The organism is Mycetohabitans rhizoxinica HKI 454 (genome assembly GCF_000198775.1).
GTDB classification, from domain to species: Bacteria; Pseudomonadota; Gammaproteobacteria; order Burkholderiales; family Burkholderiaceae; genus Mycetohabitans; species Mycetohabitans rhizoxinica.
Genome location: NC_014722.1, coordinates 57637 through 70061 on the forward strand (window position 1 = coordinate 57637; position 12425 = coordinate 70061).

The 12425-nt window shown below is 58.2% G+C and carries 7 protein-coding genes and 1 pseudogene; 4 read left to right on the plus strand and 4 right to left on the minus strand.

What is annotated here, in order from left to right; translation table 11 throughout:
• Window positions 1–116: 116 nt before the first annotated feature.
• The 3 genes and pseudogenes from RBRH_RS19965 to RBRH_RS19970 form a co-directional block, all read right to left on the minus strand.
• The gene (locus RBRH_RS19965; protein WP_232509307.1) at window positions 117–1088 is read right to left on the minus strand and encodes a DUF3320 domain-containing protein; all 972 of its coding nucleotides are present in this window, start codon (window positions 1086–1088) and stop codon (window positions 117–119) included.
• On the minus strand, window positions 1069–6048 hold the full coding sequence (locus RBRH_RS00200) for a DUF4011 domain-containing protein (protein WP_232509378.1): 4980 nt from the start codon (window positions 6046–6048) through the stop codon (window positions 1069–1071). Before RBRH_RS00200 ends, RBRH_RS19965 begins: the two co-directional genes overlap by 20 nt.
• A 334-nt stretch (window positions 6049–6382) precedes the next feature.
• Window positions 6383–6668: pseudogene (locus RBRH_RS19970) on the minus strand (type II toxin-antitoxin system HipA family toxin); the annotation flags it as partial.
• A 483-nt stretch (window positions 6669–7151) separates the two neighbouring features.
• On the opposite strand from RBRH_RS19970, the gene RBRH_RS00210 reads away from it, so the two are divergent.
• The 3 genes from RBRH_RS00210 (at window position 7152) to RBRH_RS00220 (ending at window position 10253) form a co-directional block, all read left to right on the plus strand.
• Entirely contained in the window at window positions 7152–7652 is a 501-nt protein-coding gene (locus tag RBRH_RS00210) for a putative pterin-binding protein (protein ID WP_013433826.1), read from the plus strand.
• Between the two features lie 112 nt (window positions 7653–7764).
• On the plus strand, window positions 7765–9477 hold the full coding sequence (locus RBRH_RS00215) for an ATP-binding response regulator (protein WP_157864297.1): 1713 nt from the start codon (window positions 7765–7767) through the stop codon (window positions 9475–9477).
• Window positions 9474–10253 carry an SDR family oxidoreductase gene (locus RBRH_RS00220; protein WP_013433828.1) on the plus strand — a complete coding sequence of 260 codons (780 nt, stop codon included), beginning with the start codon at window positions 9474–9476 and terminating at the stop codon, window positions 10251–10253. The genes RBRH_RS00215 and RBRH_RS00220 overlap by 4 nt, the downstream gene beginning before the upstream one ends.
• Window positions 10254–10272: 19 nt before the next feature.
• Here RBRH_RS00220 and RBRH_RS00225 read toward each other — a convergent pair whose 3' ends face one another.
• Window positions 10273–11148, minus strand: a complete 876-nt coding sequence (locus RBRH_RS00225; protein ID WP_041752918.1) for a helix-turn-helix domain-containing protein — start codon at window positions 11146–11148, stop codon at window positions 10273–10275.
• Window positions 11149–11854: 706 nt separating this feature from the next.
• Here RBRH_RS00225 and RBRH_RS00230 point away from each other — a divergent pair.
• Window positions 11855–12307, plus strand: a complete 453-nt coding sequence (locus RBRH_RS00230; protein WP_157864298.1) for a hypothetical protein — start codon at window positions 11855–11857, stop codon at window positions 12305–12307.
• Window positions 12308–12425: the final 118 nt, after the last annotated feature.

Genomic DNA, 12425 nt, shown 5'->3' on the forward strand with positions numbered 1-12425 from the left:
TTATCATCGTCGGTAAGCGCGGCCATTCCTCGACCCAGTAACCAGCAGCCTATTCGGCGAGTGGGCCAAATTCTGAACATCAACGCGTCCCCGAAACAACGCCTACCTACGCTAACTCAGTTCCGCAACCGAATAGACCCGCCCTCCATAGCCACTGTTGCCTGGACTCGTCCGTGGGTCAGCGCCCGAGAAATCCGTATGCCGGCCTCGGCAGTTGCCCTAGCCACACCGAGTAGTCGGCAAACCGCTTTTACCAATCCCTCTTGCGACGTACCACCTTGTTGCATCAAGATATACATAGCCGCATTACCCAATTCTTCAAGGCTAATCTCGTCGATACTGCGGCGCGTTTCGGGGTCACCTCCTGGTACCCGGATACCTTCCCAGGTGCTTGGGTTAGCATGCCCTGGCCAATAAAAAGTGATGTCCTTGTCCGTCGTACGGGTCACCTGCTTGGGCATCACTGCAATCAAATGAGCCTCAATGCGACTACCAACCCTAGACAATCCCCAAGCCCACGTCACACGCTTGAACACTATCGCCTGCGATACCGGTCCTTCCGTTTCGATTACCTTGAGTAACTGCCCGGCCAAAGTCGGCATCGAGCGGCTCTCGTAGAAGAGGTGGGGGTTGCCTCTATCCAAGCGGGTCAGTTCGTATTCGGGCAACTGAGTAGCAGGCGCAATCGACTCGACAACCGATCCGGCCCGGGCATACAAAGCATGCGGCGCTTCTTCATACTTCTCCTCTTCCGGCAGCTCAACAGGCGGTTCGTCCTCGGCCGGCACCGTCGCTACCAACTCTTCCAGTCGGGCCACAAGCTTTCGTATCGGCTCTTGCGGATTCAACCACCAGTCCGTGGACCATATACGATACAGTTCCCAACCCAGCCCTTCAAGGACATGCTGGCGGAGCCGGTCACGGTCGCGCGCAGTTGCGCCGGAGTGATACATGGCGCCATCGCATTCGACGCCCAGCAGATAGCGTCCCGGCGCACGCGGGTCGACCACGCCAATATCAACCCGGTATCCGGACACGCCGACCTGCGGGTGGACTGTCCAACCTTTCTCACGAAGTGCGGAAATCACCCTGCTGCTCGAACGGGCTATCGGGCTCCCGTCCAGTCGGCACATTTTGCTCCACCAGGGCGCGTGGGCCTCGAATGGCGAACTCCAGGTAGTTCTTCAGATCTCGTACGCCGGCAGCCCGGACGCGCGACAGGTCAATCTGCTCGGGAAGCAGCGTGCTAAAAATCACGACGCCGACACGAGCACGTGATACGGCCACGTTGAGACGCCGATGGCCGCCCTCTAGGTTCAACGGCCCAAAGTTGAGGCTGATCTTGCCCGATGCATTGGGGCCGTAGGTAATGGAGAAGAAGATGATGTCCCGCTCATCACCTTGGACGTTTTCCAGGTTCTTGATGAACAGCGGCTCCTGCACCGCCTGTGCAATAGCCTGGTCTAGTTGCTGAGACGCTCGACGGCGCTCATCCAGCATCCGCTCAATCAGGCTTTGCTGTGCCTGATTGAAGGTCACTACGCCGAGCGTCAGATGCCGCTTCGCCGAGTCCAGATAGTGCCGCTCAATTGCCTTGACGATGGCATCGGCTTCCGCCCGATTAGTTCGCGAACCACCGCGGTCGTAGACACCCAGTACGCGTTCAAAACGCACGCTCTGGTCATTTGTCATCGGCGACGGGAACGTGATCAATTCGTTATTGTAGTACGTGACATTGCTGAAGGTAATCAGCCCTTCATGCTTGCTTCGGTAGTGCCATTTCAACCGCAGCTCAGGCAGGCCGATACTGAGACACTCGTCCAAGATGCTCTCAAGGTCCTGAACATCGTCGCTATCCGCCCCGACTTCCGAGTCGTCTGACCGGCAGAAGAAGTTGGTCGGCGGCAGTTGCTTCGGGTCGCCGACGCAGACAAGCTGCTTGCCGCGCGCAATTGCACCGACGGCGTCCCACACCGGAATCTGAGATGCTTCGTCGAAGATGACCACATCAAACTGAGCGTGCGACGCGTCCAGATACTGGGCGACTGATAAGGGTGACATCAGCAGGCATGGCTTCAGCCGGGTCATCAGACTCGGCAGGTTTTGCATCAGCTGCCGAATCGGCATGTGCTTGCGCTGCTTCTGCAATTCGCGCCGTAGCTTCCCCAGTTCAGCATCAGCACCGGGCACAACTTCGAGGCTCGCCGGAATCTGACCCGCAAGTTTGGCCACAATATATTGCTGGGTCAGCTTCTGAAACCGCTCGTCGGCCTCGTTGAACTCAGCAATCTTGCGATTATGCTCAGCACTCGAGAAGTTGCAGAGCACCGGCTCGCGGTCAATCGCTTTGCGCAGCCACCAGCTCTGGTAGCTGTATTCGAAGAACGTTGCCACAGCGGACAATGGCACCTCGCCAGCCTCCAGTGCATCCACAATACCCTGCAACCCGCTGTTGATTGCATTGGTGCGGGATTTCCGCCACAGGCACCACGGCTGCAGTTGCCGCGAAGCAGATTGCCATCTTTGAAGCAAGTTCAACAGCCGAGGAGTCACGCTGGCGGCAGCTGGATCGAGTCCGAAGTTAGCCTGACAGTGTCCAAGCTCAATGACCTGGCGGAGTTTAGTCATGACGTCCCGATAGCAATCGCGGTACGCCAACAAACTGGAGCCGAGAGGCATGCCTGCTTTCAGCATGCCCCGGTTGTCGGAAACAAACGGCTGCAGCTTTGCGCGGAGCGTCTGGGCCAACTCGATGTCGTTGTCCGCGATTGCCGCTACCGCGTCCGCAAATGACGTCGCCCACCGCTCGGCCGACTCTATGGCGTTCCAGTCCGTCTTCGACGCAGCGAACGCTTCATGCAGCAATTGCGACGCGTCATGAGACATAGACTCGATGATCTTGTCCTCGGCATTGACGGCGGTCAATGCCGTAATGATGGACGGAACATCGCCACCTGGTGGGCGACGCTGGTCCTGTCGATACAGTCGCAATCGTCCGGTAACCGCACGCTGGGCAAATAGGCGCTTCGGCCACCAGGTATGGGTCGCCGCCGCCCACTGCAGTTTCAGCTCCGACGCATTTAGGGTGGCAACGTCTTCCACGTAGTGTTTGCTCAGCGGCTCCCATGCCTGATTGCGCGCGAGGCCATGGCGCCGCAGGTTGGCAAGTCGGTTGCGCGTGGATTCGTCATGCGCCGACCGGGCGACCTCGATAGGAACGGTGGGCGCGGCAAAGAGCACGTCGGCCAGTACATCCAATTGGCCCAGCCCATTCAGGGAAAAAGCAATTTTAGGAAGACCCAATTGATCCAGCAGGTTCGATGCAGTCTCATCCAGCTTCTTGATTTGGGCTTCAAACGCCGAAACCGCGTCGAGAAACTCTTGCTGCCAGGACGCCATCCATTCGGTTTTGTGGACGGCTGCCAGAGGATGGTTCTGCAAACCGGTCAACTGGCCAGCCAGAGCGCCCATCTGGCGACAGCTCTCACGCAGTGCCTCGAGCCGGGCACGATCATGTACATCTGCATCCGCCCACGGCATCGCGCCAGGCCGCCACTGCGCATACTGCAGGCTGGTTCCGATGGCCTCGTAAATGGTCAGGTCGTTCGGATGGATGTGATGTAGCGCACGCGCGACGCCATTGAGGTCTGCACGAAGCGTTAGAAGCCGTTCTGACTCCCGTTCCCAATCCTTCACCGTACGTGTGCTGGCAGCATCAAGCGCGACGCCAAGCTGCTTCAGAACATCCCTTTTTTTAGCCTTGGACGAATGCAGCTCAAGACAAAATGGCCCCAAACCGAGGCTGCTGAGCCGACGATGTACTACCTCCAGCGCGGCCATCTTCTCCGAGACAAACAGCACGGTCTTCCCAGTCGCCAACAAGTGCGCAATCAGGTTCGAGATGGTCTGGCTCTTACCCGTACCTGGCGGACCCTCGATGACAAGATTCTTGCTTTCGGCAGCGACGCAAACGGCACGCAACTGCGACGAATCCGCTAGCAACGGCGTAAATAGGTCTTGAGGTCGGAACTTCTCATCCAGGGTACTGGGCTCGAATCCAGTCGCGCTGTCAGCAAATGCCTTGCCGGGATTGTTAATTAAATGAGCGACAACGCTGTTTTCCTGAAGCTGCTTCTGGCGGTCCTGGAGGTCCTTCCACATCAGATACTTCGTGAACGAAAAGATACCTAGATGCACCTGCTCCTTGACTTCCCATCCCTTCATTTCGCCCACATGCAGCCGGAAGATCTGCAGAATCCGGTTGACGTCGATACCACGATCATCCGTCAGTAAAACGTCGAACGACGGCAGCCTCAGGCTGAAATCTTGCTGCAACTTTTGTAGCAGCGTCGGATTCACGAGCGCGTCGTCGTCGTGACGGGCCAGGCGGAAACCACTCCGGACGGATTGGCGGAACAACGTGACTGGGATGAGCACAATAGGCGCTAAGTGGCTGGATTCGGCATCCTGGCTCTCTTGCCACTCCAACATTCCAAAAGCCAGAAACAGCGTATTGGCCCCGCCTTCTTCCATGCTCGTGCTGGCCGTTCGAAATATCTCGAGAAGCCTGCTTTCCAGCGCTTCCTCGTCGATGTCTGTGATGATTTCGTTTCGATCAAGCGCGTCGGTCGCGAGGTCATCCATTGCCGCCGTACCGTTCCGTCCGGTGTACACATCGGCATCGCGACCATCCGAACCGGACATCATCTTCGGTTTCGCACGAACGCGGAATTCGTTTCCGTCTGCCAGCCGATCTTCTAGCGCACCCGGGTTAGGGCAGATGACGCGCAGCGTCGACTTGGTCGGCTTGAAATTCAGAAGCTTGTTTCGAAGCGTCAGGTCGAGCAGCTTGCTCTTCCATTTCGCCAGTCGGCCTTCAGGTGTGTCGAATGTAACATTATCGCGCAGTGAAACGACGACCGGGTCCAGCGGCGGCAATTGCGGCATGTCCTCAATGATGGGCGTTTCGGCCTTGGCAATCGGGACAGCAGACGCATCGACCTGCGACGAGCGCGATGGCAGGGGACGAAGCTGGACTTCGCGTGCGCGCCGGATATCTACTGCATACGCGAACTCGTCCTCGTCATTCAGGTGTTCCTGACCACGAGCGCAGGCCCAGCGAAGGGACGGTTTATGTCCGCCCGCTACGCTGGTGGTCTCAAAAACCATGAACTCGCCGGATTTCACCCGCTTGCGAACAGTCTGAACGTCGTCTACCAATGCGGTCGGGAAACTGATCTCTATCAGCCAGACACCGACCCAGGCGTGACCTTCCTTGAACAGCACAACGGGATGCAGGCCCGCCTGCTCCAAGCAAGACGCAAACAGCATGGCGAGGTCTAGGCACGTCGCGAGCTTGCCATCCAGAATGCGTTCCGGCGTCCGAATTTTCTGACCGTCATTGCCGAACGACGCCGGCGGGTTGGAATATTGGATGTCCTCAGCAACTATCGTGCTGTAGATAGCCGACACCTGTTTCCAGACCTTCTCACGATTCTTGGACTGGTATCCGTCCATGGTCAGGTCGGCCGACGTCTGGCGCAACAACCCGGATGCTCGTGCGAGAAGCTTGTCTACGACCCGCGAGTTTGGCATGCAAAACGCGGCAAGCAGTTCGGGGAGCGACCGTGTGCCGGCCCACTGGTCGTAGGCGAGCACATCTATGTTGTGCGTTGCCGTTACGAGTGCCGTTTCCCGAGCATGCAGCGTTGCTGTGATGACCGCTCGCTCAGATTCGTCGAGCTGGCTGAAATACTGATGATCAGGGCGTAGGTCGACCGGTGCAAGGCGACGGCTCTCTCCAGGCATCAATGCCTCGAAGCGGAAACGGGCACTTTCAGCAAAAGCCGGTACACATTTGACCATTAGTTCAACGTCAGAGAGCGTTGTTTCACCCTCATTTGTGACCCGAATTTCACGGATGACCGGAACATGATTCTGAATCGCCGCATACCCTATCGTCAGGTCGGCAATAACTTGAACATCAGGTAGCTTCACGTCGGTGTCGGTCGTCAGATCCTTAGCATTGTCTGCCTGTTCCTGCGTCATCACTCCGTTCCCCATACTGTGTTCAACCGAGTTCTCTCATTATTGCGGGCGCTAGATTGAATCTTGATTGCGCAATTACCTGCGAGTCTTTCGCAAAGATTTTATTCTCTCCTCGCCGATGCCGGGTGCGCGGAAATTTGCCCCCTTGATCAAGAACGGCAACCTGGAAGCGACATGCGTCACCGTACGGATGAACATGGCGATCATAGTCAGTTTCGCATCATTGTTCCGGCGGGCTTGCAAGTGCTCCCCCTGAGGCCAGCGTGCCGGCGCTGCCTGGTTTTGCGATCCGCGTGCCGCCTTCCACCCATGCGCCAATTCCGTAATCTGCTCAGATGTGAGCTTTTGCCGTGGATAAGCCATACGCCTTGAACCAGCGAAGGCACAGCCACCCGTTGTCCACGGAGGTGCTGAAGTCGGCCTGCCGACCACCGGCCAGGCCAAGGGGCAGCTTGAAGATGTGCGTGGTGGGCATCCTTCTCTTGAGCGCCGGCTAGCGAGATCCGGAAGTCGTCGTCAGGGTCCCTCGCACCGGCGAAGCGGTCCGAAGTCACAACTTCGAGCAGGTGGCGTTCGATGGCTTCGTCGTCCACGACAACGCCGTCGATACGGTCGACACCAGCGGCCCACTGAACCCACCACCTCGTCATAAAAAGCAAGCATTCCGTCTTTTTGTAAAAAGGTCAGACGCAAGCATTGCGACACACGGGCACCGACGATATGCTGGCTTAGTTTCCAACCTCGTCCAGACAAATCTGTCTATTTATGAATGGCTGCATCGAGGATCCGCTTATCTGATAGCGATAGCGATGTGGCCGTTTGTAACTGCAAGGTGTGCGGCGCACCGGCTGGTTTGGACGGGTACGCTGATTTTTCGAAAAGCTGTGTCGATCCCGCAACGACGAGCAAGCAAACCCACTGCCGATACCCTATATGCACTGCAGTCAACGCGGTCGGCTGTCCACGAGTACGTTTAATCATTTGAGCGACGGCTTGCATGTCGCATTCCACAGTCAGCCGCCGTGGCGATCAGTTGAACCGCTTGTCTAGCATGTGAATCCCGAGATACTGCTTGAGCCAATGGGCTCGTCAGGAGAACCTGCATGAACAAGTTTGCAACGCTCGCGAGAGGCCTCGCGCTCGTCCTATTCGTCTTCGGCGGCCTCGCACAGGCCACGCCGATGCAACTGGACGTCACCGGAAATATCCAACGCACGAATGTGCCAGGTACTCACATGTACCGTTTCACGGAACAGGAATGGCGGTCAATGCCGCGTGCCCAGTTCACCACGGCCACGAACTGGACGCCCTCGTCGCAGTTTTCCGGCGTGCTTTTGAGCGACGTGCTATCGAAGGTGGGCGCAAAGGGAACGACGCTCCGGGTGACAGCACACGATGGCTATGTATCGTATGCGGTCCCGATCAGCGACGCACACCGGTACGGCGTGATTCTAGCCGACCAGATCAACGGCAAACAGCTGACGCTCAGGGACTTTGGCCCGCTGTTTCTTGTCTACCCCCGCGACCAGTTCCCAAAGGAATTGAATCGCTCAGAGGTCGCCGGGCGGTTTGTGTGGCAGGTGAAGTCGATTGAGGTCAGATGATACGTGTCAATGGCCTCGTTGGTCACGGGCAGGCACCTTGTTGGGAGCGGCGCTCGCGCTGGTGATAGCAGCATGGGGCTATACGGCACTTCAATGGACCAGCACGGAACCCATGTCCGTGTACAAGCTGGCCGGTCCGCAGGAAAACTACTACTGGGCACCCGCTCAGTTCAAGTTCAATGCAGATCGCCTGGAAAACCTGCTTTTACGGTATGCAAGCGGCGACAGCCAGGACCTGGATGAGATCCAGCGTTCCTATGAGATCCTGGTGTCAAAGTTCTCGCTTATTTCGAAGCCGTCGGATACCACCCAAGTACAGCTAAGCGTGCCGGACTACGTGCAGGCCATCGCGGCAATCCGACATTGCCTGCAAACGATCGATCCGCTCATCGTCGATCTGCAGCCAGGCGACAGGTCGACGGCGCGCGTCATCGCCGGCCATCTGCACGCGCTGGATGAGTCAACACTTCGATTGGCGCAAGGCATCGGCGAAGCGGAAAACAAACGTCGCGACATTGCGCTGGAGGACTTCCGACACAAACGGCGAGTGCTGTGGGGGAGCTGTATCATTGCAGCTTCGTTGACGAGCACGCTATTGATCACGTTGACCATCGCCACATATCGTGGCATGCGCGCCGCCTGGCGGGAGCGAACCTGGAGAATCGCCGAGCAAAGCGCGACGGCAGCAGCCAATGCGTCATTAAAAGCCAAGAGTGCGTTTCTAGGAGCGATCGGGCACGAGATCCGCACGCCGCTACAAACCATATCGGCCGGTCTGTCGAGTCTCGCAGACGCCGAGCTGTCGACGAGGAGTATGCGCGCCGTATTGCGAATGGAGCAGGCGGCCGAACAGATCGACGCGCAACTGCGAGACCTGGCCGATTATGCAAGGCTTGACGCGGGCAAGCTCAAGCTGCGCATTGCGCCAGTGGATTTGATCGATATCGTGCAGCAGGTCGCCACACAGATGCGACCGATGGCTGCGCTCAAGCGGCTGTCTGTACGAACCGACACGAGCGGCATCGTCTGGTTGATTCACTCCGATCAGCAACGGATACGGCAGATCCTGCTTAACCTAGTCGACAACGCAATCAAGTATTCGACTCAAGGCGACGTGCTGATCCGTGCGACGCAGCACATTGCTGCATCGGAGTGCGTCACGCGGATCGCGGTGACCGACCACGGCATTGGTATCCCGGAGCAGGCCAAGGAAAAGTTGTTCGAGCCGTTCGTGCAGCTTGACGACGGCAACACGCGAAGCCACACGGGCATCGGCATGGGTCTGGCCATTGTCGATGGGCTGGTGCGACTGCTCGGCGGCCATATTACCGTTACGTCGACGCTCGGCGTTGGATCGACGTTCGAAGTCACGTTTCGCGAACCGACCGACTCGTTGATACGTCGCGGGCAGCCGAGCGACGACAGGCAAAGCGCGCTGCCAAACACGCCACTGAGCGGCAAGCAGGCGCTGGTGGTGGATGATCAGCCTCAGATGCGCGACGCGCTGGTCGCGCTCATGCGCAGCTTGGGTTTGGCCGTTACCGCTGTGGACTCAGCGTGGGAAGCTCGAGTCATGCTCAGCCAGCGGGAAGTGGATGTCGCGCTCATTGACCTGCAGATGCCGGGGGAAGGCGGCGCTTCGTTGGCGCGATGGATCCGCAAAACCGGCGCGCCTCATTCAAAGCTGATTGGCATGAGCGCATCGGCGCCGGAGCTGCTTAGTGAAACGCAATTGGCCATGTTCGACGATCTTTTGATGAAACCGATTCGGATTGACGCGCTGCGCACCGCATTCGGAAACCTGCTGGATGGAGAGTCTTCATGAGCGTCGGTAAGGTAGCACTGGTGACCGGTTCGGCCAAACGGGCCGGCAGGGAAATTCTGGAGCATCTCGCAAAAAACGGGTATCGCGTGGCAGTGCACGCGCACACAGCGCGCGACGAGGCAGAAACGGCCGCATTGGCGCTGCAGCATGCCGGATATGACGCGCTTGCCTTTAACGGCGACCTACAGGACGCCGCCCAGATCGACCAACTCATCCAAGATGTCTTCGCGCACTTCGGCCGGCTGGACCTGCTGGTCAACAACGCAGCGGTTTTTTGGCAAGACGATTTCGTCGACTTTTCCGTGCAAGCGCTGGATCAGGCATGGGCGGTGAACTGCAGGGCGCCAATCCTGCTGACGCGGGCCTTCCACGACTGCGCGAAGGCCGCGGGTGCAATCGGTGCAGTGGTCAATGTCGTGGACCAAAAGGTGAAAGGCAACTTCCACCGCGACCACTTCACTTATACGGTCGGAAAGACCGCGCTCGGCAACCTGACGCAAATGCTTGCGATCTCGGCCGCGCCGGTCTTACGCATTAACGCGGTCTTTCCCGGGCTGATGCTGCCCAGCGACAGCCAGACCGATGCGGACTTCAAGTACGCGGCCCACCAGTCCAACTTGCTGGGCAGGGTGGCCGGCCCGGCTGATGTCGCAGCGGCGGTCCTGCTATTGGCTTCCCCGGCCTACAACGGCACCGATTTCGTCGTCGATAGCGGCCAGAACCTGATACCCGTGCAGCAAGACGTCATCTATCTGCATCGCGCACCGCGGTCCTAACGCATCACGCACCGCGGTCCTAGCCAGGCGCGCCCGCCTTGAGCCGCCGCGCCAGCTCCACCGCCACCCAGTTCAGCCGCGCGGGCTTCTCAAAGGGCTTCACATCGTATTGCTGGATCACCCGCGCCACGTCATCCTCGTTCGCCTCGCCCGTCACGAGCTTGCCGGTCAGCAGCAAAATGGGCGCGTCGCCGTAGCGCGACTGCCGGATCGACTGGATGGTCTGTTCAGCCGTGCCGCTCTCCAGTAGCCAGTCAACAATGAATCCGTCGAACACGTTCTCGCGAAGCGCCGCGCGAAACGTCGCCTCCGTGTTGTACGGCTGGGCAACATAGCCATGGGAATGAAAATACGAGCACATCTCGGCAGTCAAGAGCGGATCGTCATCGAGTATCGCTATGACCGGGCTCACCTCAGGCGCGCTTCGAGCGCGTATCAGAATCTGCTCGACCACGAAATAGTCGCCCCCCGGCGCCGCCTCAACCGGAAACACCTTCCATCGATTGCCGTCCTTGAGCGCAACAAACTCCAACCCCGACACGTCATGCGCCCGCTCTCCAATATCGGCTAGGCAACGATAGGTAGCATCGCCAATATAAAACACCGCTTCTTGCATCTTCGCGGCTATTGCGCTAACCGGCTCGCTTGAGTCGAGGCCATCGAGCAGCATCGCCGCAGACTCGCCATACGCTTGCGCCACCGCCTTGACCTGCGCAATGGTCCACGGATTGGCCCCCTTCATTTTCCGGTGCGCCTGCGAATAGCTCAGCCCGAGAATGCGCTGAATCTCCGCCGCATGCTGACGTTTGCCAACACCATGCCGGTTCAGCAAATCATGAATTCGCATGGCAATCGCCAGCGACTCTTCTGAAACCTTGTCTTCGCTTGAAAACATGTAATGTCCGGGTCGTCTGCTTCGCCCCAACTTTAGGAGAAAAGTTGCATCGCATGCAACATTATTTTAAGAAATTCACTAATATATTGCTTGACACACGATGTTTAGCCGCTAATACTTGCACCTCGTACAAAGATTGGGTTTGTTATTGCTGGATGCACACGGTACTCGTCATGAATGCAATCAATCCGATATGGCGGCATGGGGTCAGTCGAACGCGATGGATTGAGTGGCCCGTGCCGGCATCAATTCAGCGTGGTTCGCCGCGGATTCGATAAGCCGATAGTGCAACGGTAAGACGCACGCCTAAATGGATTGCGCAGCCGGTTGCCCTCAATTGACGAAAGCCCATGCAGTCAAACAATTGATCACGCAAAAGGCCATGCAATTTGTTGCATAGCAATCATCGCCGCATTGCGCCGTCGGGTTCATTCAAACCACGAGGCGCGTCTACAACATCGAACCGCTCCTAATGGAACGCAACCCTATCCGCACGGTTTGATCATGCTGGCCAATGTGAAAGCAAAAGCCACGTGGCCATTTCTCTTAACGTGGAGGCAACAACGCTGACAATGAACGAGCGTAGTGCAGGCAGGCCTGGACAGCAGGCGACAGTACAGCGAGACACGAATGGACCGGTCCCGTCTTTGCGGGTCGGGTGCCATGGATGCCGAAGACGGGACACAGCGGCATCGGGGGTGGCGGCATGAGCTTCGAATCCGGTACACGAGCGAGCGCCGCCTTGGAACGGCCGTTGACGCGTGAAGAGCTGAACCGCCGTGCCGTCGCGTTCGAGGTGACCAAATGGTTACAGATCGGCGCGGCGGCGGTCACCGTACTGCTGTGCATGATGATTATCTACCGCGCGCTACAGGATATCGACGCGGGCCGCGGCGGCCATTGGAAAATCGCCGCGGCGTTGTTGACCGGCCATCTGGCCGTGCTCTGGGCCATTTTGCGCGCGATGCGCAGCAATCGATATCAGCCGCTGGGCGAAGATGACGAACCGGCGGCCACACTGCTGCTGGAGGGGATGCGACACGATGCGCAAGTGATGGCCTACTGCCAGGCCATCCAGGACGAGCCACGCGCGTTGACGGGCCACGACATCGACGTCTTGCGGCACTATCGCCAATCCATGGGCGCGGGACCCGGCTAGTTCGCCGCGCTTGACACGCCGCCCACACTCGCCGTAAAGTGGGCGCGCAGATCTAGATAAGAGACTATCTGTAAGATGGTCTCTTGCGCGCATCGATCGCGTTGTCTGTTCAGGCCTC

Coding starts and splice junctions, on each gene's coding strand:
- RBRH_RS00200 (WP_232509378.1), bottom strand. CDS start 6,048: ATGACGCAGGAACAGGCAGACAATGCTAAGGATCTGACGACCGACACC.
- RBRH_RS00210 (WP_013433826.1), top strand. CDS start 7,152: ATGAACAAGTTTGCAACGCTCGCGAGAGGCCTCGCGCTCGTCCTATTC.
- RBRH_RS00215 (WP_157864297.1), top strand. CDS start 7,765: ATGTCCGTGTACAAGCTGGCCGGTCCGCAGGAAAACTACTACTGGGCA.
- RBRH_RS00220 (WP_013433828.1), top strand. CDS start 9,474: ATGAGCGTCGGTAAGGTAGCACTGGTGACCGGTTCGGCCAAACGGGCC.
- RBRH_RS00225 (WP_041752918.1), bottom strand. CDS start 11,148: ATGTTTTCAAGCGAAGACAAGGTTTCAGAAGAGTCGCTGGCGATTGCC.
- RBRH_RS00230 (WP_157864298.1), top strand. CDS start 11,855: ATGAGCTTCGAATCCGGTACACGAGCGAGCGCCGCCTTGGAACGGCCG.